The 25,138-nt window shown below is 67.1% G+C and carries 21 protein-coding genes and 1 tRNA gene; 16 read left to right on the top strand and 6 right to left on the bottom strand.

What is annotated here, in order from left to right:
- Window positions 1-46 precede the first annotated feature (46 nt).
- The 4 genes from P0D77_RS10150 (at window position 47) to P0D77_RS10135 (ending at window position 7,128) form a co-directional block, all read left to right on the top strand.
- Window positions 47-1,549 carry an NADH-ubiquinone oxidoreductase-F iron-sulfur binding region domain-containing protein gene (locus P0D77_RS10150; protein ID WP_277552958.1) on the top strand — a complete coding sequence of 501 codons (1,503 nt, stop codon included), beginning with the start codon at window positions 47-49 and terminating at the stop codon, window positions 1,547-1,549.
- Complete coding sequence (fdhF, locus tag P0D77_RS10145; RefSeq protein WP_277552957.1) at window positions 1,546-4,860, top strand: formate dehydrogenase subunit alpha; 3,315 nt, start codon at window positions 1,546-1,548, stop codon at window positions 4,858-4,860. The genes P0D77_RS10150 and fdhF overlap by 4 nt, the downstream gene beginning before the upstream one ends.
- 204 nt (window positions 4,861-5,064) lie before the next feature.
- Window positions 5,065-6,297, top strand: coding sequence for an ABC transporter substrate-binding protein (locus P0D77_RS10140; protein WP_277552956.1), 1,233 nt, complete (start codon window positions 5,065-5,067; stop codon window positions 6,295-6,297).
- Window positions 6,298-6,627: 330 nt separating this feature from the next.
- Complete coding sequence (locus tag P0D77_RS10135; RefSeq protein ID WP_277552955.1) at window positions 6,628-7,128, top strand: hypothetical protein; 501 nt, start codon at window positions 6,628-6,630, stop codon at window positions 7,126-7,128.
- A 47-nt stretch (window positions 7,129-7,175) separates the two neighbouring features.
- Here the strand turns inward: P0D77_RS10135 and P0D77_RS10130 are convergent, their stop codons facing one another.
- Window positions 7,176-8,030 (bottom strand): eIF2B alpha/beta/delta subunit family protein, encoded by an 855-nt coding sequence (locus P0D77_RS10130; protein WP_277552954.1) that lies wholly within the window; start codon window positions 8,028-8,030, stop codon window positions 7,176-7,178.
- Window positions 8,031-8,175: 145 nt separating this feature from the next.
- Between P0D77_RS10130 and priS the strand changes: the two genes are divergently transcribed.
- The 3 genes from priS to bcp are packed head-to-tail and all read left to right on the top strand — an operon-like array spanning window position 8,176 to window position 10,932.
- Window positions 8,176-9,342 (top strand): DNA primase small subunit PriS, encoded by a 1,167-nt coding sequence (priS, locus tag P0D77_RS10125; protein ID WP_277552953.1) that lies wholly within the window; start codon window positions 8,176-8,178, stop codon window positions 9,340-9,342.
- 6 nt (window positions 9,343-9,348) lie between these two features.
- The gene (locus P0D77_RS10120; RefSeq protein ID WP_277552952.1) at window positions 9,349-10,410 is read left to right on the top strand and encodes a hypothetical protein; all 1,062 of its coding nucleotides are present in this window, start codon (window positions 9,349-9,351) and stop codon (window positions 10,408-10,410) included.
- A gap of 48 nt (window positions 10,411-10,458) precedes the next feature.
- Window positions 10,459-10,932, top strand: coding sequence for a thioredoxin-dependent thiol peroxidase (gene bcp / locus P0D77_RS10115; protein WP_277552951.1), 474 nt, complete (start codon window positions 10,459-10,461; stop codon window positions 10,930-10,932).
- A gap of 22 nt (window positions 10,933-10,954) precedes the next feature.
- On the opposite strand, the gene P0D77_RS10110 is transcribed toward bcp, so the two are convergent.
- The 4 genes from P0D77_RS10110 to P0D77_RS10095 all read right to left on the bottom strand — a co-directional run bounded on the left by P0D77_RS10110 (window position 10,955) and on the right by P0D77_RS10095 (window position 14,693).
- On the bottom strand, window positions 10,955-11,872 hold the full coding sequence (locus P0D77_RS10110; protein WP_277552950.1) for a DMT family transporter: 918 nt from the start codon (window positions 11,870-11,872) through the stop codon (window positions 10,955-10,957).
- 79 nt (window positions 11,873-11,951) lie between these two features.
- Entirely contained in the window at window positions 11,952-12,239 is a 288-nt protein-coding gene (locus tag P0D77_RS10105; protein ID WP_277552949.1) for a hypothetical protein, read from the bottom strand.
- A gap of 49 nt (window positions 12,240-12,288) precedes the next feature.
- Window positions 12,289-13,338: a geranylfarnesyl diphosphate synthase gene (idsA3, locus tag P0D77_RS10100; RefSeq protein ID WP_277552948.1), complete on the bottom strand. Its 1,050-nt coding sequence runs from the start codon at window positions 13,336-13,338 to the stop codon at window positions 12,289-12,291.
- Between the two features lie 2 nt (window positions 13,339-13,340).
- Window positions 13,341-14,693: a ribonuclease J gene (locus P0D77_RS10095; RefSeq protein WP_277552947.1), complete on the bottom strand. Its 1,353-nt coding sequence runs from the start codon at window positions 14,691-14,693 to the stop codon at window positions 13,341-13,343.
- Window positions 14,694-15,015: 322 nt separating this feature from the next.
- On the opposite strand from P0D77_RS10095, the gene P0D77_RS10090 reads away from it, so the two are divergent.
- From P0D77_RS10090 to purF, 3 genes are all read left to right on the top strand, one after another.
- A complete protein-coding gene (locus P0D77_RS10090; protein WP_277552946.1) occupies window positions 15,016-15,231 on the top strand; it encodes an LSM domain-containing protein in 216 nt (71 codons plus the stop codon).
- The gene (locus P0D77_RS10085) at window positions 15,228-15,404 is read left to right on the top strand and encodes a 50S ribosomal protein L37e (RefSeq protein ID WP_277552945.1); all 177 of its coding nucleotides are present in this window, start codon (window positions 15,228-15,230) and stop codon (window positions 15,402-15,404) included. The genes P0D77_RS10090 and P0D77_RS10085 overlap by 4 nt, the downstream gene beginning before the upstream one ends.
- A gap of 219 nt (window positions 15,405-15,623) precedes the next feature.
- On the top strand, window positions 15,624-17,162 hold the full coding sequence (purF, locus tag P0D77_RS10080; protein WP_277552944.1) for an amidophosphoribosyltransferase: 1,539 nt from the start codon (window positions 15,624-15,626) through the stop codon (window positions 17,160-17,162).
- A gap of 208 nt (window positions 17,163-17,370) precedes the next feature.
- Here purF and P0D77_RS10075 read toward each other — a convergent pair whose 3' ends face one another.
- Window positions 17,371-17,958, bottom strand: a complete 588-nt coding sequence (locus tag P0D77_RS10075) for a DUF420 domain-containing protein (RefSeq protein WP_277552943.1) — start codon at window positions 17,956-17,958, stop codon at window positions 17,371-17,373.
- Window positions 17,959-18,116: 158 nt separating this feature from the next.
- Here P0D77_RS10075 and P0D77_RS10070 point away from each other — a divergent pair.
- The 6 genes from P0D77_RS10070 to P0D77_RS10045 all read left to right on the top strand — a co-directional run bounded on the left by P0D77_RS10070 (window position 18,117) and on the right by P0D77_RS10045 (window position 25,070).
- Window positions 18,117-18,201: transfer RNA gene (locus P0D77_RS10070), tRNA-Leu, on the top strand.
- Between the two features lie 176 nt (window positions 18,202-18,377).
- Window positions 18,378-18,965 (top strand): thymidine kinase, encoded by a 588-nt coding sequence (locus P0D77_RS10065; RefSeq protein ID WP_277552942.1) that lies wholly within the window; start codon window positions 18,378-18,380, stop codon window positions 18,963-18,965.
- A gap of 54 nt (window positions 18,966-19,019) precedes the next feature.
- Window positions 19,020-19,622: a YIP1 family protein gene (locus P0D77_RS10060; protein ID WP_277552941.1), complete on the top strand. Its 603-nt coding sequence runs from the start codon at window positions 19,020-19,022 to the stop codon at window positions 19,620-19,622.
- Between the two features lie 104 nt (window positions 19,623-19,726).
- Window positions 19,727-21,877 carry a DHH family phosphoesterase gene (locus tag P0D77_RS10055; RefSeq protein ID WP_277552940.1) on the top strand — a complete coding sequence of 717 codons (2,151 nt, stop codon included), beginning with the start codon at window positions 19,727-19,729 and terminating at the stop codon, window positions 21,875-21,877.
- Between the two features lie 181 nt (window positions 21,878-22,058).
- Window positions 22,059-23,780 carry a tRNA uridine(34) 5-carboxymethylaminomethyl modification radical SAM/GNAT enzyme Elp3 gene (locus P0D77_RS10050; RefSeq protein ID WP_277552939.1) on the top strand — a complete coding sequence of 574 codons (1,722 nt, stop codon included), beginning with the start codon at window positions 22,059-22,061 and terminating at the stop codon, window positions 23,778-23,780.
- A gap of 87 nt (window positions 23,781-23,867) precedes the next feature.
- Complete coding sequence (locus P0D77_RS10045; protein ID WP_277552938.1) at window positions 23,868-25,070, top strand: mechanosensitive ion channel family protein; 1,203 nt, start codon at window positions 23,868-23,870, stop codon at window positions 25,068-25,070.
- Window positions 25,071-25,138 lie beyond the last annotated feature (68 nt).

The following is a 25,138-nucleotide window of genomic DNA, read 5'->3' as shown; positions in this document are numbered from 1 at the left end:
CGTTCACCCCCGAACGCTTTTGCACGAATCCGCGGAACCGTGAGCTATGTCTACATCACACGCGACCACGGCGACCGTCCGCGTCGCGTTCGACGACGCCGACGGCGAAGCGGCCGCAGAGGCGGCCGAACGGGCGGCCGCCGATGCCGACGGTATCGTGGTCCGCCGGGTCGGGTCGCCAGGGACGGCCGACCTGCCAGCGGTCGCGGTGACGCGTGACGGGCGAACGGCGCTTCTCACCGGCGTCGACACTGACGAGGCGGCAGCACTCGTGGCGAGCGTCGACGCCGGCGAATTTCCGAACGACGAGGCAGTCGGCGTCGTCGACCACGACCCCGAAACGATGGAGTTCCCGTTCCCCGAGGGGCCGCTCTCGGTCGGCGTCCGCCGAACGCTGGTCGGGGCAGGCTGGCTCGACCCGACCGCCTTCGACCCGCCGACCGATGGCGACGCCGGCGACACGGGACTGTCGACGCTCTCCACGCTCGGCCTCCGCGGTCGTGGCTGGGGCGACGCCGCACAGGACGACCCCGTCGCAGCGGAGTGGCGCACCGCTCGCGCCGCAGAAGGCGACCCAGTCGTCGTCGTGAATGGCCTCGACGCCGACCCGAAGGTCGACGCCGACCGCCTCCTCCTGTCGAGTCTCACGGGTCGCGTGTTCGCCGGTGTGGTCGTCGCCGCCCGCGCCGTCGACGTGAGCGAGGTCGTCGTCGCCCTGCCCGAGGACGACCCGGTCGTAGCCGAGCGAGTTCGCGCCGTCGCAGACGTGGTCGAAGACGAGACGAGGCTGACGGTCGAGGTGACCGCCGCGCAAGCGGCGTACATGACCGCCGAGCCGACGGCCCTGCTGGAATCGCTGGAGGGCAACGACCGCATCGAGGCGCGGCGACGACCACCCGCCCCGGCGGCGTGGGGCCTGTTCGAGCGGCCGACGCTCGTCCACACGCCGCGGACGCTCGCGGCAATCGAGCGAGCGGTGGCAGACCCCGCGGCGTACGACGCAGGCGCTGCCGACCCCGGAACCAGACTCGTCACGGTCGTCGGCGACCGTCGGCGGACGGTCGAACTCCCGACGGACGCGAGTCTCTCGCGAGCGCTCGTCGAGGGAGAGTGCGGCGCGTTCGCCTGCGTTGGCGGTCGCTTCGGCGGGGTGACCCGCGACCTCGACACGCCGGTCGCGGCACCAGCGCTTCGTGGCGCGGGACTCGGCACGAACGGGTCGGTCGAACCGTTCTCGACGGGCGAGGACGGCGCGTGCGCGGTCGCGGTCGCGGGCCGTCGCATCGCGACCGCTCGCGAGGAGAACTGCGGGCGCTGCGTACCGTGCCGAGAGGGGAGCACGCAGGCACACGAACGCCTGCGGGCGGTGTACAATGGTGACCTCTCGACCACACGGCTCAGAGAACTCGCGCGGACGATGCGCCGAACGTCGCTGTGTGGATTCGGCCGCGACGCCGCCCGTCCGCTCGCGTCTGTGCTGTCGGAGTTCGAAGCCGACCTGCGGGCACACGCCGATGGCCGCTGCCCAGCGGGGGTGTGTGACCTGTGAGCACCGACGACCGCGTGGACACCGACGGCGACGGAGACACCCCGCTACCGCGCGTCCCCGACTCCTCGCGCGTGACAGACCCGCGAACGTCGACGCCGCTGACAGAGTCGTTCACGCCCGGGACAGCAGCCGACCCGCCGATGGCTGCGGGAGTCTCGACTGCCGCGCACGACGACGGCGACGACACGGTGACGGTGTCCGTCGACGGGCAGTCGGTGACCGTTCCTGCGGGTGCGACGCTGCTCGACGCGATGGAGCAGGTGGAGTACGAGGGGACGGTCCCGGCGCTGTGTTCGTACGACCGCAACGGCGGCGACTGCTCCGACGACATCGGCCCTCGGTCGACGTGTCGCACCTGCACGGTCGAGGCCGACGGAGAGGTGGTTCCGGCCTGCTCACACCCCGTCAGCGACGGCGTCAGGGTGGCGACCGACGCGGCGGCGGCCCGGGAGACGCGGGAGGTGAACCTCGATCTAGTCCTCTCCGACCACAATCTTCGGTGTACCACCTGCAACCAGAACGGCCGCTGTGAACTCCAAGACGCCGCCATCGACACCGAGGTGGAGGAGCCACGGTTCGGCGTCTTCGACGAGCGCAGCGAGTACGAACCGCTCGACGACACCTCGCCGTTCATCCAGATCGACCGCAACAAGTGCATCACCTGCACTCGCTGTGTCGACGCCTGCAACGACGTGCAGGTGTCGGGCGTGTTGCGCGTCGAGGGGACCGGCGAGGACACCGAGATCGGGTTCCAGTCGGACGCCGAGACGATGGCCGACTCGGCGTGCGTCTCCTGTGGCCACTGCGCGACCGTCTGCCCGACGGGGTCGCTGACGGAGCAGGGGATGGCTGGCATCGCGACGCTGCCGATTCCGGGGTTCAACCACGCTAACAGCGTCGGGAGATCGATGAAACGCGACGCCGAGCGTGCGGGGAGAGCGACGAGCGAACCGAGCGGGCGGCAGCGTGGCGGTGGGTCCGGCGGGAGCCACGTCGGCGACCGCGACGGTCCGTCGCCGACCCGCGAACGCGCGGAATCCGACGGTCTCGCGTCGGCGCTCCGATGGGCGAAACAGACGGCGAGCGATGCCGGCCACTCGGCGTTGCTCGCGGGCGAACACGCCGCCGAGTCGGTCGCCGCGCGGACGATGAAAGAGGGGTGGCTGTTCGACGTGGCCCGCCGCGTCGCCGACCGCAGACTCGACGACGTGGAGTTCACCGAGACCACCTGCGGCTTCTGTGCGGTCGGGTGTCGCTTCCAGTTGGTCTCGAAAGACGACGAGGTGTTGGGTGCGGTGCCGACGGACGACCCCGCCGACGCCCCGGTCAACGACTTCTCGACGTGCGTGAAGGGGAAGTTCGGCTACGAGTTCGCCAACAGCGACGACCGCCTGACGACGCCGCTCGTTCGCGGCGACGACGGCGAGTTACATGAGGCGACGTGGGACGAGGCGCTGTCGCGGGTCGTCGAGGAGTTCGAGTCGATCCGTGACCGCTCGGGACCGGACGCGCTGGCGGCGTTCGCCTCCTCGAAGTGTACGAACGAGGAGGATTACCTGATGCAGAAGTTCGCGCGGGCGGTGCTCGGTACGAAGAACATCGACAACTGCGCCCGCCTGTGTCACTCCTCGACGGTCGCGGCCCTGAAACAGACGCTCGGCTTCGGTGCGATGTCGAACCGCATCAACGAGGACATCGCCGAGGCCGATGCCTACCTCATCACGGGGTCGAACACCACCGAGAGCCACCCGGTGTTGTCGACCCGGATCAAGCGCAACGTCGACGACGGTGCGGATCTGGTCGTCTTCGACCCCCGGAAAGTCGAAATCGCCGAACACGCGAGTCAGTACGTCCGTACGACCCCGGGATACGACGTGGCGTGGATTAACGGCCTGATCCGTTACATCGTCGAGGAGGATCTCCACGACGGGGCGTTCATCGAAGAGCGCACGCGCAACTTCGAGGCCCTCCGCGAGAAGGTGGAGCCGTTCACGCCCGAGGAGGTCGAGCGACTCGCGGGCGTCGCGCCCGACGACCTGAAGCGGGCGGCCGAGACCATCGCGACCGCCGACTCGGTCGTGTTCGGGTGGGCGATGGGGATGACCCAGCACAGCCACGGCACGCAGAACGTCCTCGCGCTGGCGGATCTGGCGCTCGTCACCGGCAACGTCGGCAAGCCCGGCGCGGGCGTCTCGCCGTTCCGCGGCCACAACAACGTCCAGGGCGGCGGCGGCGACATGGGAACGCTCCCCAACTCCCTCCCGGGGTACCGCGATCCGACGGACCTGGACGTACTCGACGAGTTCGAGTCTGCCTGGGGCGTGCGCCCGCCCAGCGAGGAGGGGCTGAAAGTCCCAGAAGTGTTCACGGAAGCGCTCGCGGGCAACGTCGAGGGCCTGTACGTGATGGGCGAGAACCCGGCGCTGTCGGAACCCGACATCAGCCACGCAGAGGAGGCGTTGGAGGCGCTGGAGTTTCTCGTCGTGCAGGACATCTTCGAGACGGAGACGACCGCGTACGCCGACGTGGTGTTGCCCGCCGCGACGTTCTCCGAGAAGGAGGGGACGTTCACCAACACCGAGCGCCGCGTCCAGTTGGTCGGGAAGGCGACCGACCCGCCGGGCGAGGCGCGACAGGACTGGACCATCATCCAGTCGCTCGCGCGGCGGATGGGCCACGACTGGGACTACCGGCATCCAGCGGCGGTGATGGACGAGGTAGCCGAACTCGCGCCAATCTACGGCGGCATCAGTCACGAGCGACTGCGTGAGGAGGGCGGCCTACAGTGGCCGTGCCGCGACGCCGACGACCCGGGAACGCCGTACCTCTACGACGAGTCGTTCAACTTCCCCGACGGGAAGGCGCGGTTTGTCCCCGCCGACACGGGCGAACCCGGCGACCTCCCAACCGAGGAGTTCCCGCTCACGCTCACGACCGGGCGGGTGCTGTACCACTGGCACACGGGGACGCTCACCCGGAAAGTGGACGGCCTGATGGACCACGTCGGCGAGGCGTTCGTTGAGGTGAATCCGGCGACCGCCGAACGACTCGGAGTCGAAGACGGTGAACTGGTTCGCGTGTCGTCGCCGCGGGGTGCGATCGAAGTCCGGGCGACGGTGAGCGACCGCCCGGGCGACGGTGTCGTGTTCATTCCGATGCACTTCGCCGACGGGGCGGTAAACCGTCTCACCGGCGAGCACTTCGACCCCACGAGCGGCATCCCCGAGTACAAGGTGTCGAGCGTCCGCGTCGAACCGCTCGCTCGAGACGAGACGGCGACCGGAGCTGACGAGGCCGCAAGCGACGACTGACGTCAGTCGGCGACCGGTCTACGGCGTGGGTACACCGAAGCGGCGAACCAGTCACGGGGTCAAGCGTGTACACCGAGTGTACTGACAAGCCGAGGGAACGGGCAATCGAGAGCCAGTGTCGGTGTCGAAGCGGCTCCCCGAACAGTTTTGGCCCGCCTAAAGTTCGTAACCGTTTTGTATGTTTTAGGCTGACCGAAAAGCGTGATGCGAGATACCGGAGCGGAAGACGAACCGACGCGGCGCGACTGGCTGAAGTACGGTGGAGCGATCATCGGTGGGGGATTGCTGGCCGGATGTGTGGGGAACAGCGAGTCCAGCGCCACCGCGACGCCGGAATCGGAGCCGAGTGACACGGCATCTCCGACCGATTCGGCGGCCACGACAGCGGAAGCCGACGAGTACCAAGTGTGTATGAAGCCCAACGGCTGTCACTCGTTCGACTCCGTCCCCGAGGAGTTCGCCGTGTACCACCAGGGGCCGGTCGACATAGTAATCGCACTGGGACAACTCGACGGGTTGGTCGCCTCTGCGTTCCCCTCGACGTTCCCGACGCAGTACTACGACCAGATTCCGGGTGTGTCTGTCGAGATGGATGGAGTCACGGCGCTCAGCGAGGACGGCACACCGGACAAAGAACTGTTCTACGAACTCGACGTCGACGCGCACCTCATCGGTCACCACCCCGCGATGGAGTACTTCGAGTTAGACGAGTCGGACCTCGCAGAACTCGAAGAGAACGTCGCACCGTTCCACGGCAGTTGGATGCGTCGGCCAGACTACACGGACGGACACCCGTACTACGGGCTCTACGAGGGACTCGACAAGTACGCGGACGTGTTTCAGACACAGGAACGCGGCGACGCGTTCCGAACGATGCACGACGAACTGGTCGCAGAGATCACTGCTGAACTTCCGCCCGTCGAGGAGCGCCCGACGGTGGCGTACCTGAACACGAACTACTGGGGTGACGGGAAGACGGTGTACGTTCGAGACCCGAGTGCTCCCGGCTACCAGACGAAGCCGCTTCGCGATTTGGAGATTCCGAGTCACGACCCGTTCGCGGGCCAGTACCCCGACGACAGCAACTTCATCCAGGGAGACTACGAGTTACTCCTCGACGTCGACCCGGACGCAATCGTCTACCACGCCGGGATGAACGTCTTGCGCGACTCCGAGAAGGACTTCGAGGACGACATCCTCGGTCCGCTTCGCGACCACCCCGTCGCGAGCGAAGTGACGGCGGTCGCGAACGGTCGCGTCTACCCGTACCACGAGTTCGAGCAAGGACCGGTGATGAACCTGTTCAACACCGAACTCCTCGCGAAGGCGCTGTACCCAGAGAGGTTCGGCGAACCGACCGGAATGGAGGCTCCGCCCGAATCGGCACGACTGTTCGATCGAGAGCGCGTGGCAGCCGTCATCGACGGCGACGTCTAACTCACCAACATCGAATCGCGTCGGTAGCTGGGCGCTCCGCTACCGCGTTCGCTACCCAGTGTCGTCTGCGACACGCCACGCCGCTATGGAATCTGGCTGTCGATACCCGACAGCGACCACGTCGTGGGTCCGACCTCGACCGTGAACGGCGTCGGTCAGTGAACGAGCGAACACCGTACTCGCGGTCAGATCGACGAGGTATCGGGGGCGACGGCGTGCGAGTCTGGAGCGGTCCCCGGTGTGCCCCCCGTGCGGGTCGTCGTCGCGTCGTCCGCCCGAGAGTCGGCCCGGCCCATAAGACCTATCTCACACACGTCGGTCCAACAGCACGTGTCTCCCCTCCAGACCGGATCGCCGGGCGTGAACGAACTCGCGTTGGTGGCCCGTGCCGTCGGTCACGTGCTCGCGTGTCTCGTCGCGGTCGCCCTCTGCGCTGGCGCGGCGAACCGACCACTGCGGCCGGTCCGCGTCGTCGCGGGCGGATTGGCGCTTGCCCTCACGTTCCCGTTCGTCGTGTTCGGCGCGCTCGGTCTCGGGCTCCTCGCACCCGTCGTCGACGTGGTCGGGAACGTTCTGGGGACGTACGCCGTCGTCGACGTGGTCGGGAACGTTCTGGGGACGTACGCCGTCGTCGCGGCTGTTCCGCTACTGGCGGCCGTCGCGGTCGCTCAGGCGGTCACCGACGGCGACGTCTCGGACCCGCGACACTCCTCACTCTTCGCAGGGGTACGGGCACAACTGTCTGTCGACGACGCGGCTGGCGTCTTCGTAGCGACCGTGGCGTTACTGGTCGGCGAACTCGCGGTCGTGACGGTCGTCGGATGGCTGTGAGACCGTCGAACTCAACACCGTAACGCCGCCCGCTGTATCTCTCACTGTCACCACTCGTGGACGCCCTCGTCGGTGATGACCTCGTCGACGAGCGACATCGGCGTGGCGTCGTATGCGGGGTTCTCCAGCGTGATACCGTCGGCGGGTTCGAGCATCACCTCGCTGGGCGGGCGGAACTCGTTCTCGAAGCGGAACTCGTCGGTGATGATCTTCGTTCCAGAGCCGACGACGACGACCGGGACGCCCACTTCGCGGGCGGCAGCGGCGATGGGGAACGTGCCGACGCGGTTGTAGAGGGTGTCCTCGACGATGCAGTCCATCCCGATGATGACGCGGTCGGGGTCGGCTTCTCGGAGGAAGTGCCCGGCGGCAGCGTCGACCGCGAGGTGTGGGTCGACGCGGTCCATCGCCGCGAGCGTTCGGGCGGTCTTTCGCCCGAGGTAGCGCGGTCGCGCCTCGGTGACGTAGGCGGTGAGGTGTGCGCCGCCGATGGCGGCGTCTTCGACCGCCTCCAACACGGTCGAGGAGTAGTCGTGGGTGAGGAACGTCTCGCCGTCGTCGAACGTCGCGGCGGCGTTGGCGGCCGCCTCGCGCTTGCCCGTCTCGACCCGTTCCGTCTCCTGTTCGATCGCAGTCTCCAGCAGTTGCTTGCCGCCTTCGACGGTCTGTGCGCCGCCGAGGACGTCGGCGGCGATGGCACGCATCGTCCGGTGGAGACTGGCGTGAGAGGGGTTCGCGCGTCTGAGCGCGCCGGCGTTGTGTTCGAGGTCGCGTTCGAAGTCGTCGAGCGTCGCGTACTCGCGGTCGAGCAAGTCGCCCAGTGCGCGGGCGGCTTTCACCGCGACGACAGACGAGGAGTGCGTCTGCATCTCGCGAATCTCGGCGACCGTCTCGTCTATCATAGGTGTGCGGTCGTCGGTTTCGGGGTTAGGTGTTCCGGGACCCGAGTGGACTGGGCAGCGTCGCTGCGGGTGGCGTCGCCAACCGCTCGCGTCGGCGACAACGACAACACTCATACCGCCGACCCCGTTACCAGTTGCCCGACGAATGAACCGCCGCACCCGCGAGTATCTGAAGGGCCGCTTCGGCGACTACTACCGGAGCGCGAGCGTCTCCCCGCCGCCGCAGGCGAACGAACGCGAGTGGGGACATATCCCCTTCACCGCGGGCGACGGCACGACGATGGTTCGCCACCAGTCGCTGCTCGATATCGGCGAGGTGAGCGAGTTCCTCGCCCGCGAGTCACCGCGGCACGCCTACTTCTCGGCCGCGCGGTACGACGACCCCGCCAACGGCAGTATGAGCGACAAGGGGTGGCGCTCGGCGGACCTCGTCTTCGACCTCGACGCCGACCATCTCCCCGGCGTCGACCCCGAGGCGGTGTCGTACGCGGAGATGCTCGCCGCCTGTAAGGAGGAACTGCTCGCGTTACTCGACCTCCTCGAAGCCGACTTCGGCTTCGCGAAGTCGGATATGCAGGTGGTGTTCTCCGGCGGCCGCGGCTACCACGTCCACGTCCGCGACGACAGGGTGGCGGACCTCGACTCGACCGCGCGCCGAGAGATCGTCGACTACGTTCGCGCGGTCGACCTCAACTACGACGGCCTCATCGAGAAGCGACCAAACGAGCGTGGAACCTTGCAGAAGACGCTCCGCACTGAGGGCGGGTGGGGCCGGCGCGTCCACGAGGAACTCGTCGCGTACGCCGACCGTCTCCGGGAGATGGACGAGGCGGACGCGCTGGCGGAACTTCAGGAACTCGACGGCGTTGGCGAGAAGACGGCCCGGACCATCCACGGCGTTCTCGACCGCAACCCCGAGGGAGTGAAGTCGGGCAACGTCGAGTTGGGGCCTGGCGCGTCGACGCTCGTACGGGCCATCGCAGAGCGCGTCACCGCCGAGCAGACCGCACCCATCGACGAACCCGTGACGACGGACCTCCGGCGACTCATCCGCCTGCCGGGGACCATCCACGGCGGGAGCGGCCTGCTGGTGGAACCGCTCGCGTTCGACGAACTCGACGACTTCGACCCGCTTCGAGACGCGATTCCGGAGCGATTCCGGGGGCGTGACGTCCTCGTCGACGTCCACGATCCGGGGCCAGTCGACGTGGGTGACGACAGAGATAAGGTGGAGGAGGGTATCGTGTCTGTACCCGAGTACGTCGGCGTGTTTCTGCTGGCACGCGGACGCGCGGAGAAGGCGAGGGAGTAACTCAGGATGGATCTAGACGAACTACGATCGGTGCAGTCGAAGGAGCGCAGGAAAGATAGCCTCCAGCACCTGCGGGACTCCTTCTACGAGGACGTGGCGGCGTATCTCACGGAGCGGAAACGCCAGCGCGACGAACGCGCCGCCAGCGTCGACCAGCCCTTCTCCGACGAACAAGTGCGGAAACTCTCAGACGAGATCGAGACGGCCGAGGAGGTCGTCGAGTCGCTGTACGAGCGCCGCGTCGGCAAGGTGGTGAAACTGTCGTCGTTCGCGGCGGCGGGCGCACCCACCGACACGGAGGGGATGACGATTCAAGAGGCGGAACTGTTCGAGGACCTAGTCGTCCGCATCGAGCAGAACAAAGACCGCGTGCTGAACGTGTTGGAGACCGGCGCGGACGTCGACGTGGGCGTCGAGACTCCGCAACAGGAAGCCGCGACCGCGGCGCCTGCCACCGGGAGCGGTGGGGGCGAAGCGCCGAGCCCCGTTGCCGACGCCACTACCGAGGCAGAGTCGGCGTCGTCCGCGCCGTCAGCGCCCGGGACAGGCGCTGACAGCGGTGGCGGCGGCGTTCTCGCCGACGCGATGGGCGGCGGCGAATCCGACGGCGACGGACCGGGCGCGGACGCCAGTGCCGGGAGCGCTGACACCGCGCCGCCGACGCCACCCGAGACACCGGACGTTGCGGTCGACGCGAGTACGTCAGCAGACGCGGCAGACGCGGTCGACGCGCCAGACGAGTTCGTCCCCGGTTCGGAACCGGACCGTGCGGGAACAGCGTCACAGGAGGAACCGACGCCGGACGCCGTCGGCGACGCGTCCTCCACACCGTCCACACCCGAGACGGCGACCGAGTCCACGAGCGAACAGGCACCGGAAGCGGCCGATGCGAGCGCGGCGGAGGCCGATTCGCCATCTCGCCGGACCGTCCGCATCACCCAAGACGTCGGGTCGATCCTCGGCGTCGACGACGTGGAGTACGACCTCGCGAGCGAGGACGTGGTGTCGCTCCCCGCGGACAACGTCGCTCCACTCCTCGAACGCGACGCCGCAGAACCCATCGACTGACCGACCGGTACCAACACCACTTTTCACGCCGCCGTCGCAGGCACGTGTATGCTCGACCCCGGAACCGAGGCTCCCGAGTTCACGCTTCCAGACCACGTCGGCCGCGAGGTGTCGCTCTCGGAGTTCGAGGGCCGCCGCGTCGTCCTGTACTTCTACCCTCGTGCCGACACCCCCGGCTGTACGACCGAGGCGTGCGGCTTCCGCGACGCTTACGACGAGTTTCAAGAGCGGGACGTCGCCATCCTCGGCGTCAGCGACGACCCAGTCGACGACCTGACCGCGTTCGCCCGAAAACACGACCTCCCGTTCTCGCTGCTCTCGGACGAGGACGGCAGCGTGTCGGCGGCATACGACTCCTACGGCGAGAAGAACGTCTTCGGCAACACGGTAGAGGGCGTCTTCCGCAACACGTACCTCATCGGCCCCGACGGGGAAATCGAGCGGGTGTACGAGGGCGTCTCACCGGAAGAACACGCCGAGGAACTACTCGCGGACATCGACGAGTTGGCCGACGCCGAGTGACGGCGCGACCGCGGACAGCCACTTACGTGAAGCCGACCGACCGCCGTGCGAGTTCTCGCCGAATCGCATCGCGTTTCACCAGCGCGAACCCGGCGACGACGACGAGAAAGCCGACGACCGTCAGCGGCGTCACCGGTTCGTCGAGGAGGATCGCACCGAGCACCGTCGCGACGATCGGGACGACGTAGCTCACGAGGTTGATCTCGAACGGCCCCAGCAGATCGAGCAGGCCGAAGTAGATGGCGTACGCGACCGCCGAGGAGAACACGCCGAGAAACAGAAGCGAGGCGACGACGGACGGCGACAGCGCTGCCGGTGCGACCTGTGGCTCACCGATGGCGATGCTCCCGAGGTGGAGCACCACCGCGCCGAGCGCCATCCCCCACGCGGTGCGGGGAAGCGCGTCCGAGTCGGGGTCCAGCCAGCGGATCGCGACGCTCCCGAACGAGACGGCGACGGCGGCGACGAACACCAACGCCACGCCGATGGTGGTCGCGCCGAAGTTCTCGGGCGACGGCTGGGCGACGAGGCCGACGCCGAGGACGCCGAGGACGACACCGACGTAGCCACGGAGGTCGAGGCTCCCCTCGTTCAGCAGGGCGACCGTGAAGAACGTCGTCAAGATTGGGTTGAGGCTGTAGACGATGGCCGCGACGCCGCCGGTCGTGTACTGCTGCCCGTACGCGAGAAACGCGATGTTGGCGACAACGAACAGTAGCCCGCCAACCGCGACCGACCCCAGATCGGCCCGCGAGGTTGGGATGGGGACGTCCGAGCGCCAGAACACGTACGCAAGCGCGACCAGCGCGCCGACGTCGAAGCGGTACGCGCCGAGCAACAATGGGTCCAACTGCGTCAACGTGACCTCGATTGCCGGGAAACTGCCGCCCCAACACAGGCCGAGTCCGAGGAACAACGCGGCGTTTCGAAGCGAACTCACTGACGTCTCACAGGCAGACTGGCGGCCGCGGGCGACTTCGGCGTTTCCGTTCGCCGCCGCGCCGTCGTGACCGAGGACATTACAGTCCCACCCGGTCGGCGGCGGCTTCGATGCGCTCCCACTTGGCGTCGACCGCAAACGGGAGGGCGAACAGAATCACGACGAGCAACACGCCGGAGAAATCGCCGGGGAGGCCGAACCGAGTCGGCAGCGACGACCCGAGAAATGCCCCGGTGTGCGACCCGGCGACGACGAACAGTAACTGCCTGACCGCACGGCGGCGGCGGTCGGAACGACTCTGGACAGTGAAGCGTTCGTCGTCGGGGATTCGACTCGCCGGGTCGTTCGTATCGCCGTCGTCGGGCATCGCCTGTCGCTATCGGTCGGCGCGTCAAAAAGCGGCCGCACCGCAGTCCTCAGTAGCCGCGAGTGATGAGGTAGTCCGCCAAGTCCGCGAGTAGGTCGCGTGCGGGACCCTCCGGGAGGACGTCGAGTCGCTGCTTCGACCGTTCGGTGAGGTCTTCGGCCATCTCGCGGGCGTACGCGATCGAACCAGCGTCTTCGAGGACGGCAACCGCCTCGTCGACTTCCGCCTCGCTGACCTCGGCGGGCGTGTCCGCCGACACCAGCGAGTCCACGTCGACGCCCTGCTGACGGGCGTGGAGCGTGATGAGCGTCTCCTTGTCCTCGACGAGGTCGGAGCCGCGCTGTTTCCCGAGTTTCTCCGAGGGGACGGTCAAGTCGAGCACGTCGTCTTGAATCTGGAACGCGCGCCCGGAGTCGACGCCGTACTCGTACAGCGCCTGCACCGTCTGTTCGTCCGCGCCCATAAGGACGGCAGGGATGGCCGCCGACGCGCCGTACAGCACGGCGGTCTTGAGTTCGACCATCTCGAGGTACTCCTCGGGCGTGACGTCGTCGCGGTTCTCGAAGTCGACGTCGAGCGACTGACCCTCGCAGATACGCGTGCACGCGGAGGCGAGTCGGTTGACGGCCTCGACCGTATTCGCCGGGTCAGCCCCGGTGTCCGAGAGTAGTTCGAACGCTTTGGCGTACAGCGTGTCGCCCGCGAGGATAGCCGTCTCCGTGTCGTACGCTCGGTGAACGGCGGGTTCGCCGCGCCGGAGGTCGTCCTCGTCCATAATGTCGTCGTGGATGAGCGTGAACGACTGGATGACCTCGACGCTCACCGCCGCACGCATCAGGTCGAAGGGTTCGCCGTCGAGTGGCTCGAACGAGCGGTAGTTCGTCTCGGCGTCGGCGTCGACGCCAGCGAGTGCCTCGGCGACGAGCAACGCGGCGGTCGGTCGGAGGCGCTTGCCACCGGCCTCCAGAATGTACCGCGTCGCCTCGTAGAGGCGCTCTGGCTCGGCCATCGGGAGCTCTTCGTCGATGGCGGCGTTGACTCGGTCGCGGCGCTGTTCGACCGCCGCGAGCACCCGTTCTTCCGTCGCGTCCTGCGACATCGTCACTCCGTGAGTTGGATCATGTTGCCGTTCTGCGTGACGTGGATGTCACGACCGAGCGTGTACCCCTTGCGACCGGCGAGGTCGACGTACGGGGCGAAGCCCTTCATATCCTGGTGGGCCGGGATGACGTGCTGGGGCTCCAGCGCGTCGAGCATCTGGTAGTGCCCCTCCTCGCGGAGGTGGCCCGACACGTGGATGTCGTCGTAGATGCGCGCGCCCTGCATCTTCAGGAGGCGCTCGGACTGGTAGCGCTGGCCCTCGTTCGTCGGCTCTGGGATGACCCGTGCCGAGAAGACGACCTTGTCGCCGTCGTCCAGTTCGTACGGCGTCTCGCCGCGACCCATCCGAGTGAGCATCGCGCGCGGTTCGCCCTGGTGACCCGTGACGATGGGGAGGTAGTTCTCCTTGCCCTCCTGCATAATCCGCTTGAACGTCCGGTCGACGGACTTGCGGTGGCCGTACATTCCCAGGTCGTCCGGGAAGTCGACGAAGTTCAGGCGTTCGGCGGTGCCGGAGTACTTCTCCATCGAGCGACCCAGGAGTACTGGCTCGCGTCCAATCTCTTGTGCGAACTCGACGAGCGAGGAGACACGCGAGACGTGCGAGGAGAACGTGGTGGCGACGATGCCGCCGTCGTAGTCCTCGACGGACGTGAGCACGTCCTTCAGGTGGCGTCGTGCGACCGACTCGGAGGGCGTGCGGCCCTTCCGGCCAGCGTTGGTACAGTCCTCGATGTACGCGAGGACGCCGTTGCCCTCGCGACCGATCTCACGGAACCGCTTCATGTCGATGGGGTCCTCGAGGACCGGCGAGTGGTCCATCCGCTTGTCGAGGCCGTAGACGACCGCGCCCTCGGGCGTGTGGACGACCGGGTTGATGGCGTCGATGATGGAGTGAGTGACGTGGACGAACTCCAACTGGACGTTCCCGGAGTCGCCAATCTCCATCGTCTCGCCGGCTTCCATCTTGACGAGGTCGTTGTCGACGTTGAACTTGTTCTCGCTCTGGACCTGCTGTTTCACCAGTTCGATGGTGAACGGTGACGCCACGACGGGCGCGTCGTAGCGGTGGGCCAGTTTCGAGATGGCGCCGATGTGGTCGAGGTGACCGTGCGTCGGCACGATGGCCTGCACGTCGCCCTCCATATCGCTCATCACCCGGTCGTCCGGGATGGCACCCATATCGATCAGGTCGAGGCTGTGCATCTTCTCGGTCTCGACGTTGTCGTGGATCAGGACCTGACTCAGGTTGAGGCCCATGTCGAACACGACGATGTCGTCTCCCGCTCGGACTGCCGTCATTTGGCGGCCAACTTCCTCGTAGCCGCCGATTGTCGCGATTTCTACTTCCATAGGTTCGTATTCGTTCGGTGTTGCGAGCGTGAAACCCGCGCGTCGTGCGCGGCCGATGCTCGTACGGAAAGCCCCGGTACGGGTCGCTGGGGACCCCGGCGTCTTACAGCGCGTCGGTCCGCTCTCCCGCAATACGGGGCCGATTCCCCGTACTTACCCGCGGGCTCGTGGTGTCTGTACGGTACAGGTCATCTGTTAAAACTGTGCGGGTTCACTCGCCGAGTACAAACGCACTCGCCCGTGACCGCGGACTGAGCGACTCGACGCCCGGCGGCGCCGCTCGTCCGGTACTGTTAAACCCGAATCGGCCGACGAACCGACTATGCCAGGCCGTCCGCTCGACGTACTCGAGGAGGCCCTCGACACGCCGGTAACCGTCCACCTCAAGGACGACACCGCACACTTCGGCGTCCTCGCCGGGTACGACCAGCACATGAACGTCGTCCTCGATCCCACCGAACTGGAGGGATCGACCGACGAGGAAGTGGAAGACACAACGATTATCCGTGGCGACAACGTCGTCTCGATTAACGTATGACCGGAGCCGGAACGCCGTCTCAGGGGAAGAAGAACAAGACGACGCACGTCAAATGTCGACGCTGCGGTGAGAAGTCCTACCACGTGAAGAAGAAGAAGTGCTCGTCGTGTGGCTTCGGGAAGTCCGCGAAGCGACGCGACTACGAGTGGAAGTCGAAGGCCGGCGACAACTGACGCTTTCTCCTCTCACGTTTTGCACGACTCCGAGCGACTGCGCTCGAAGTCTCTCGCGTCGACTGTGACCGCCCAGTAGCGTCGGCCGTCGCCCGATGCCGGTGGAGGTGTGTCTCGATCACGCTTCCATATACACGAATACGTATAACACGGACATATCCTGCGGCGACCTACGCACGATAACGAGGGTTTTTGTGGAACGACGTTTCAGTATCCCCTATGCCACACGGCGACTCCGGGGAGGGTTCGGGGGCACCGGTCACATCGCTCACCGAACCGCTGCGTGAGGACGCGCGCGGGTCGACGCCGACAGACGGACCGACCGAGAAGTGCGGTGTCGTCGGCGTCTCGCTGTCCGAGCGTGAGGCCGCACGGCCGCTGTACTACTCGCTGTACGCCCTGCAACACCGCGGGCAGGACTCCGCGGGGATCGCCACCCACGACGGCTTCCAACAGCACAGCCACGTCGAGATGGGTCTCGTCGGCGACGCCTTCTCGCAAGACGACCTCGACAGTCTCGCCGGGTCGGCGGGCATCGGCCACGTCCGCTACCCGACCGCCGGCGGCGTCAACGCCTGCTGTGCTCAGCCGTTCTCGGTGTCGTTCAAGTCCGGGGCGCTCGGCCTCGCGCACAACGGCAACCTCGTCAACGCCGACGAGATTCGCGACGAACTCGCCGCCAGCGGCCACGCGTTCACTTCGCAGGGCGACACCGAAGTCATCGCCCACGACCTGGCACGGAACCTCCTCGAGTCAGACCTCATCCGCGCGGTCAAGCGCACAATGAGTCGGATCCACGGGTCGTACTCGCTGACGGTGATGCACGACGACACCGTCATCGGCGTGCGCGACCCGCAGGGGAACCGGCCGCTGTGTATCGGCGAACTCGACGACGGCTACGTCATCGCCTCGGAGTCGGCGGCCATCGACACCCTCGACGGCGAACTCGTCCGCGACGTTCGACCGGGCGAACTCGTCGTCTTAGAGAGCGACGGGAGCGGCTTCGACTCGTATCGACTGTTCGAGGAAGACAACTCCGCTCACTGTTTCTTCGAACACGTCTACTTCGCGCGCCCGGACTCTGTAATGGACGACACGCTCGTGTACGAGGCGCGCCGCAACCTCGGCCGGGCGCTGTGGGCCGAGGCCGGCGTCGACTCCGACGTGGTGATGCCGGTTCCCGACTCCGGTCGGGCGTTCGCCTCGGGGTACGCTGACGCTGCGGCGGAAGACGACGCCGGCGTGGAGTTCGCGGAGGGGCTGATGAAGAACCGCTACGTCGGCCGGACGTTCATTATGCCCACGCAAGACGAACGAGAGCGAGCGGTGCGACTCAAACTGAATCCGATCCGCTCGACCGTCGAGGGGAAGACGGTCACGCTCATCGACGACTCCATCGTGCGCGGGACTACCTCGACGCAGTTGGTGCAGTTGCTCCGCGACGCGGGCGCCGAGGAGGTCCACGTCCGCATCGGCGCGCCGGCCATCATCGCGCCGTGTTACATGGGCATCGACATGGCGACGCGGGAGGAACTCATCGCCGCCGACCGCTCCGTCGAGGAGGTTCGCGAGGAGGTGGGCGCCGACTCGCTGTCGTACCTGTCGGTCGACGCCGTTGCCGACTCGCTCTCGAAGTCGAAGGCCGACCTCTGTCTCGGCTGTGTGACCGGCGAGTACCCGTACGACATCGACGGTGAGGCGACCGACCGCGACGTCACCCGTCCCACGGTCGGCGAACCGTCGCCCGCCGACGACTGAGCCAGTAGCGACCAGCAGCCCTCCACCAGACCCCGTTCTTGCCGTCCTCACCCAGCAGCGACGCTCGGTATGGTGCGAACAGGCGACGCCCTCGTTCACGAACCGCTTCGTCGCACACCCGCTGTGCGGTCCGCGTCACTCCTGGGCGCTGGTCACGGTACGGTACGTAAACCTTCGGCGGCGACGACTGCTGAAGAGTGTCGTCCGGTCAGTACACGTGGTACAGGATGAGGTACACCACGATACCGAGCGAGAAGGAGACGACCCACAACGACGCGGCCAGTCGGCCGACTCGTGCGTGCGCGGTGTCGAACAGGTCACGCCGCGGGCGGCTCGCCGCCAGCGTCAACACGTAGACGACGAGTGGGACGCAGACGACCGCGAGGAGGATGTGAATCGCCAGCAGGGGGAGGTAGACGAACCGCTCGACTGCGGCGGGGCCGCCGAAGTCGGTGGTCCCCACGAGTGCGATGCGGTAGAGGTACAACACCAGAAACACCCCGAACAAACCAGTCGACGCGATCATAAACCGCTGATGTGCCTCGAAGTCGCGATTCCGAGCGGCACGAACGCCCGCCAGGATGGTCCCGATAGCCGTCAACGAGACGACAGCGTTCGCAGTCGGAATGGCCTCGACGACGGACGTGGGCGCACGTGGGAGCAATCCCGCCGGAACGAGTCCGCCGGCCGTCGCGAAGACGACTCCAAGTGCCAGCGCCGAGACGACGCCGGCGACGCCGGCACTGTGGTCTCTCGCGAACCCACGTGGTCCACTCGTCGGTGTATCAGAACTCATTGTCGGTGGAAGGAGCGGCAGGCCCAAAGCAGTTGCCCGAACGAGCGGCCGGTGTCGGGTGATTGTCCGTGGTATGCGACTCCCCCACGGACGCCTCCCGGAATGGAAAGCCCTTTATCTGTAACCGGGATACAACGGAGTGCGTACTGACGCACGATGCGTGGGTAGCCAAGCCAGGCCAACGGCGCAGCGTTGAGGGCGCTGTCCTGTAGAGGTCCGCCGGTTCAAATCCGGTCCCACGCATCCACACGGATGCAGGTGCTGTGCACCCTTCGGGGTGCCCTACAGACAGCACCCACGCACAATCCTTCCGACCGCTACACCAGTCAGCAGCGGTGCTACCGTTCGGCTCAGTCGCCGTCTGCGAGTCACAGCGACAGAGAGTAACGGTTTTCCGCCGAGCAACGACTTCGACTGGTATGCATCAGATCACCGGCTCCGGGTGGATCGAGGTCATCTCGGGGTCGATGTTCTCGGGGAAGACCGAGGAACTCCTCCGTCGCCTGCGGCGCGCGCAGATCGCGGGCCAAGAGACCGCCGTCTACACGCCCGCGCTCGACGACCGCTTCGGGACGACGAGCATCGGGTCGCACAACGGCCGGACGTGGGAGGCGACCGTCGTCGAGAACGAGGGCGACGGGCCGTGGGACGTCCTCGACCACCTCAACGGCGAACAGGTCGTCGCCATCGACGAGGCCAACTTCTTCTCGGAGACGCTCGTTGACGTCTGTCAGTCGCTCGCGGAGGACGACCGGCGCGTCATTGTCTCGGGCACCGACCAGACGTACCGCGGCGAACCGTTCGACCCGCTCCCGGACCTGATGGCCGTCGCGGAGTACGTCGACAAACTCCAAGCCATCTGTGCGGAGTGTGGCGAACCCGCGACGCGCAACCAGCGTCTCATCGAGGGCGAACCGGCACACGTCGACGACCCGACCATCCTCGTCGGCGCAGAAGAGAGCTATCAGGCACGCTGTCGGAGTTGCCACGTCGTCCGGCGAGACTGACTGACTCCGGGCCGCTATCGGAACCGTGATTGTCCATCCGCCACTACGTCGGCTGTGACCACGTGGGTCGACTCACCCGAGGGCGGGCGCGCACGCGGGCCGGTCGCGGTCGCTCGCGCGTGGGCGGAGGTACTGGTTCGCCCGACGCGATTCTTCCACTCCGGCATCGCACCCGGCGATCAAGCACCTGGACTAGTGTTCGCCGTCTGTGTCGCCGTCGCGTTCGCAGGCGTCCGGTTCGTCCTCGACCCGGCGACCATCCCGACGGCGTTCGGTGGGCCGGGCGTCTCGGCGGCCATCTCGCTGTTATTCGTCGCCGTGTTCGTCGCGCCCGCCGCACTCCACCTGACGGCCGCGCTCCAGACCGTCCTGCTTATCGCGTTCGTCAGAGACCGCGCGGGCATCAGCGAGACGGTGCAGGTGCTCGCGTACGCGAGCGCGCCGTGTGCGCTCGCTGGACCGCCGATTCCCGAACTGCGTGCGGCGTGTGCGCTGTACGGAGCTAGCCTCCTCGTCCTCGGCATCCGCGAGGTCCACGACACCTCGACGGCCCGTGCAGCCGCTGCGACCGCGATTCCGGCCGCGTTGGTGTTCGGCTACGGCTTCCGCGGCTTCGACGCCATCGGCACGCTGCTCGCACAGTGGTACATCATCTGACTGGGCGACGCTGCAGCCTGACCGGCGAGTACACGGCCGAGACGAGTGGACGTTCGTCGGCGTTTCGACAACCGTTTTAGGAAGGGGCCACTGGCTTCACACAAATGGGTAAGTGTATCATCTGTGGTGCGTCCGTGGACGGACGCATCTGTTCCTCCCACGAAGAGGACGTGGTCTTCGAGTTCCGTGGCAACGACCCTCACCAACTCGTCCAGAACCGTTTCTACACCGGTATCGTCGACGGCTACGCCGACTTCGGCGTGTTCATCGACCTGTCGTCGAACGTCACCGGCCTCCTCCACCGCTCGGAGTTGGACCGTCGCCTCGAATCGCTCGACTGGGAACCAGGCGACGAAGTGTTCGTGCAGGTCAAGAACGTCCGCGACAACGGCGACGTCGACCTCGCGTGGTCGATTCGGCAGTCCGAACGTGAGTTCCGCGGTGCGCTCATCCAGGAAGGGACGACCGAACTCGACCGCGAACCCGAGGACGACGATGACGACGACAGCGGCGGCGTGACGCACAAGCCGACGCCCGACAAGCCCGGTGAGAGCGAAAGCGACGAGGGAAACGGGGGCGCTGACGCGGGAGACGAGAGCGCCGACGACGCACAGCACGAGCAGTCGACCGAGGCCGAGCAATCGGCCGACGTCGACTCGTCGAGTGCTGACGAAAGCGCCGACGAGGGCGACGACGAGAGCGCTGAAGACGACCTCGACGCCGTTCGCGACCGCAATCAGGCGACGCCCGAGGGCGAACACGAACGCGTCGGCATCGGCAGCCTCTCGAACCGCGTGGGCGAGAGCGTCCGCATCGAGGGCGAAGTCGTCGGCGCGCGTCAGACCGGCGGCCCCACCGTGTTCGAACTGCGCGACGAGACGGGCGTCGTCGACTGCGCGGCGTTCGTGCAGGCTGGCGTCCGCGCGTACCCCGAAATCGACGTCGGCGACATCGTTCGTCTCGACGGCGAGGTCGAGGTACGCCGCAACGAGATTCAGGTCGAGACGGACGCACTCGCCGCACTCGACGGTGACCAGGCGGAGGCCGTCCAGCGACGACTCGCAGACGCCGTGAGCGACGAGGCTCGACCGGACGAACTCGCGACGCTGGGCGACCACGACGCGGTCGACGCCGTCGGAGACGACTTGCTGGAGGCTGCCGAGTCGGTTCGCCGCGCCGTCATCGAGTCGCGCCCCATCGTCGTCCGCCACGCCGCGACCGCAGACGGGTACGTCGCCGGCGCGGCCATCGAGCGTGCCGTCCTCCCACTCATCCGCGAGGAACACGCCAAGAGCGACGCCGAGTACCACTACTTCACTCGTCGTCCGCTCGACGAACCGGTGTACGACATGGACGCGGCGACGAAAGACGCCACGCGGATGCTGCAGGACCGCGACCGCCACGGCGAGCAACTGCCGCTCGTTCTCCTCGTCGGCACCGGGTCGACGAAGGAGTCGAACGACGGTCTCGACCTGCTCGGCGTGTACGGCGCAGAGCGCGTCGTCGTCGACGCGGCGACCGCCGACCCCGAAATCGCAGACACCGTCGCGACGCTGGTCAATCCCGGTCTCGCCGGTGCCGACGCCAGCGACCTGACGACTGGTGCACTCGCCTCGGTCCTCGGCGCGACGGTCAACGGGGACGTGGCCGACGACTTGGCGCACCTCCCGGCGGTGAGTTACTGGGAGGACACGCCCGACACGTACACGGCGCTGGCGGAGGACGCCGGCGTCGACGCCGACCGCGTGACCGACCTGCGCGAAGCAGTCGCGCTGGAGGCGTACTACCAGAGCTACCAGGACAAGCGCGAACTCATCACGGACATCCTGTTCGACTCTGAGGGGAGCGAACTCGCGGGCCACATCGCCGGTCAGTTCCGCGAGAAGTTGGAGACGGAACTGGAGACGGCGGAGGCGAACATCGAGGAACGCGAAGTCGACGGCCACACGTTCGCGACGCTCGACGCCGACGCGTACAGTCACCGCTTCGACTTCCCGTCGACGACGCTGCTCGCGGACGAACTCCAGCGTCGTGGCGACCGTGACGCGACCGTCGTGTACGGCACGGACGAACTGTACATCCGCGCCGACAGCGACGTGGACGTGCGCTCGGCCGCCGGCGACGCCGCGATGGCGGTGCCCGACGCGGGCGTCACCGCCGTCGGCGTCCGCCAGGGCCGCGTCGAGTTCCTCGCGGGCCGTCGCGACCAGGTGACCGACGCCGTCGTCGACGCCGTCGCTGGCCAGTTGGAGTAAGCCGACAGCACGGTTTGCGCTGACCGATTGCCCGTTCGACCACACCAGTTTTCCCGAGTGTCTGACGCCCAGCGGGCGCTGTGTGCAGCAGCCGAGAACAACCCGACGCTACGCTCTCGTGACCGTCGAGAGACTCTGACGAACGAAACGCTTACCCGCCGAACGCGACCACTCACACGCAATGAGCGGCACCGCGGAACCGGACGGCGAGTCCGCCGACTCGGAGGAACCGGAGGCATTCGAGGAGGCGTGCCGACTGCTCGTCCAGCGCATCCTCGACGGCGACGTGGACCGCGACAGTCTCGAGTCCGCGAAACTCGACGCCTGTTCGGCGGTGTCCTCGCCGAAGGTGCCGCAGAACACCGACCTCCTCCAGCGTGCGCCGGATGGCCGCCGCGAGGAAGTTCGCGAGGTCGTGATGCGCAAGCCCGTCCGCACCGCCTCCGGCGTCTCGCCGGTGGCGATTATGACCTCGCCACACACCTGCCCGCACGGGAAGTGTCTCTACTGCCCCGGTGGCCCCGCCTCGGAGTTCGACTCCTCACAGAGTTACACGGGCCACGAACCCGCCGCCGCCCGTGGGAAGCAGAACGACTACGACCCGTACGGCCAGGTGACGCTCCGCCTCGAACAACTGCGCCACATCGGCCACCCGGTGGACAAGGCGGAACTCATCCTGATGGGCGGGACGATGACCGCCCGCTCACACGACTACCAGGAGTGGTTCGTCAAGCGGGCGCTGCAGGCAATGAACGAGTACGACACCGACGCCCGCCCGAACCCCGCGGAGGGGCGAAGTTTCGCACAGGACCCTGCCGAGTACGACTTCGAGTACCTCGAAGACGTCAAGAGCCGAAACGAGTCGTCGGACGTGCGCTGTGTCGGCATCACCTTCGAGACCAAGCCCGACTGGTGTGACCCCGAACAGATCGACCGGATGCTCGACTTGGGCGGGACGAAAGTCGAGGTGGGCGTCCAGACCACCTACGAGCGGGTGAACCGCGAGATGCACCGCGGCCACGGTAACCAGGCCTCCATCGACGCCAACCGCCGCCTCCGCGACTCGGCGTTCAAGGTGGGCTTCCATATGATGCCGGGGCAACCGGGGATGAGCGCGGAGATGTGCCGCGAGGACTTCCGGCAACTGTTCGAGAACCCCGACTGGCGGCCGGACTACCTGAAGATCTACCCGACGCTCGTCGTCCGCGGCACCCGCGTGTACGACTCGTGGCGGCGCGATGAGTTCGAGCCACTCTCCAACGAGGAGGCCGCCGACCTCGTCGCCGACGCGATGGACCAGATCCCGAAGTACTGCCGCCTCCAGCGAGTTCAACGCGACATCCCCGCGGACTTCATCGACGCCGGCGTGTGGAAGTCGAACCTCCGACAGTTGGCCGAGAAACGCGCCGAGGAGAAGGGGTACACCCTGCAGGACATCCGCTCGCGGGAGGTTGGCCACAACGACGCGGACCCCGACCCGAGCGACGTGGAACTCGACGTCGTCGAGTACGAGGCGGGCGGCGGCCTCGAACAGTTCATCTCGTTCGAAGACACCGAACAGGACCTGTTGGTGGGCTTCTGTCGCCTCCGATTCCCCTCCTACTCGCACGCCGCATCCGGCGCGGGGCCGGCCGCCGACGGCGACGCGGTTCGCCGCGAACTGGAGGATGCGGCGCTGGTGCGTGAACTCCACGTGTACGGGTCGCCCGCGACGTTCGACGGCGACGAGGGCGACTGGCAACACCAAGGGTACGGTCGCCGTCTGTTACGGGAGGCCGAGGACCGCGCCGCTGACGCGGGCTTCTCGAAACTGTCGGTCATCTCCGGCATCGGCGTGCGCGGCTACTACCGCGACAAACTCGGCTACCACCAGGACGGCCCGTACGTGAGCAAGCGCCTGTAGCGACTCGCCGGGCGAGACCATACGCTCATCGCGCGGGTACCACGCCGTCATCGCCGTGTTTTTGCATTCAGATCTGTTGCTGTGAGTGTGCAGCAATCCGTTCTCGTGCAACTGCGACGGACCCTCGAAGGGTTCGTGACGACGGAGGCGCGAGTCGCGGTCACGGTCGTCTTACTCACGGCCGCGGCCGTCACAGCGCTGTTGTTCGCGCCGCGCGTCGTCAGGGTTACCCACCGAGTCGTCCGCGACCGAGTACTCGGGAACGACCGCGTCCCTATCGAAGTGACCGAGTTCGACTGGCGACTGCCGGTGGAGGTCATCGTCCGCACGCTCCAGTTCGCCGTCCTGATCGCGTGTGGACTCGCGGTGCTGGTGGTGTGGGGGTTCGTCGACGTGGCGGTGCTCGCCGTAGGCGCGATGGCCGCGACCGTCCCGCGACTCGTCCAACTGGTCGTGACCGTCGGCATCGTCGGGGGCGCGCTCATCGGCATCGACGTGTTGGAGACGCGCCTGGACGCGTACGCCGCCGAGTCGGACGCGATCAACCAACACCAGAAGGGGATCGTCTTTCGCGTCCTCCAGTTGGCCGTCCTCGCGGGAGCAGTCGTCGGGAGCCTCACCGTGTGGGGCGTCAATCTCGGCGGCCTCCTCGTCGGTGCGGGCTTTCTCGGCATCGTCGTCGGGACGGCCGCGCGGTCGACCATCGGGTCGCTCATCGCCGGGTTCGTTTTGATGTTCTCCCGGCCGTTCGAGTTGGGCGACTGGGTCGAAATCGACGGCAAGGAGGGTATCGTCTCCGACATCACCGTCATCAACACGCGGATTCGAGCGGCAAACGGTGAGGTCGTCGTCATCCCCAACGACCGCGTGGCGAACGCGACGGTGTCGAACCGAACGCGTCTGGGGCAACTCCGCCTGTCGGTGGACGTGGGCGTCGACTACGACGCCGACCTCGAACGGGCGGAAGCAGTCGCACGGGAGGCGCTGGACACGGTCTCTGGGATCGCGTCAAACCCCGCGCCGCAGGTGGTGCCCAAGGCACTCGGCGACTCGTCGGTCGTCTTGGAGTGTCGCGTCTGGATCACGAACCCAAGTGCGCCGTTGCGCGCGCGGACGAAAGCCTCGGTCGTCCGCGAGGTGAAGCGTGCGCTCGACGACGCCGACATCACGATCCCGTACCCGCAGCGTGAACTGTCCGGGCGCGAGGAGACCGACGGGTTCCGCGTCGCGTCACAACGGGACCAGCGGCCCGAGGCACAGACCGTCACGAACCCGTCGGGCGACGACTGACGGACGGTCGCCACCGGGCTGCGCGGCAGATCGACTCGCCGGGTGACAGATCGGTACGTTTTGGACGC

This window comes from Halobaculum limi (assembly GCF_029490015.1).
GTDB lineage: Archaea > Halobacteriota > Halobacteria > Halobacteriales > Haloferacaceae > Halobaculum > Halobaculum limi.
This window is presented reverse-complemented; position numbering and strand designations above follow the sequence as displayed.